This is a genomic window from Mycobacterium sp. E2479 (assembly GCF_001667925.1).
Lineage (GTDB): Bacteria > Actinomycetota > Actinomycetes > Mycobacteriales > Mycobacteriaceae > Mycobacterium.
Genome location: NZ_LZJR01000074.1, coordinates 1 through 732 on the forward strand (window position 1 = coordinate 1; position 732 = coordinate 732).

Genomic DNA, 732 nt, shown 5'->3' on the forward strand with positions numbered 1-732 from the left:
GGCGAGTTGACCGTCGCGGCCGTCGAGCAGTCCCTGGACGAGGCAGCGGTGCGCTACGACCGCGACGGCGACCAGCATGCGGGCCAGATAGTGCAGCGCGGCGTCGACGTCCGAGCCGCGGACCGACTTGATGAAGGCGCTGATGACGTCGTAGTGCTGGTCGCCGTCGCGGTCGTAGCGCACCGCTGCCTCGTCCAGGGACTGCTCGACGGCCGCGACGGTCAACTCGCCGCCCGGCCCGACCGCCTCGGCGGCGACCTCCAGCGCGGTCAACGCCCGGCGGGCGTCCCCGGCGGCCAACCGCACCAGCAGGTCGACGGCCTCCGGCGCGACCGCGGTCTGCCCGCCCAGGCCGCGTGGATCGTCGATGGCGCGCTGCACCACGGCGCGGATGTCGTCGGCTCCCAGCGGCCGCAGCTGCAGAATCAGCGAACGCGACAGCAGCGGCGCCACCACCGAGAAGCTGGGGTTCTCCGTGGTCGCCGCCACCAGCAGCAGCACCCGGTTCTCCACCGCGGACAACAGCGCGTCCTGCTGGGTCTTGGAGAATCGGTGTACCTCGTCGATGAACAGCACCGTCTGCTCCCCATGAAGGAGCGCGGTGCGCGCCTTTTCTATCACCGCCCGAACGTCTTTGACGCCGGCCGAGAGGGCCGACAGCGCCTCGAACCGGCGGCCGGTCGCCTGCGAGATCAGCGCCGCCAGGGTTGTCTTGCCACTGCCGGGCGGTCT

1 protein-coding gene is annotated in these 732 nt (G+C 71.6%); it reads right to left on the reverse strand.

The window, feature by feature from the left end:
- Positions 1-732 (reverse strand): AAA family ATPase (locus A5686_RS09980; protein WP_231986338.1); only part of this gene is annotated, 732 nt, incomplete at both ends.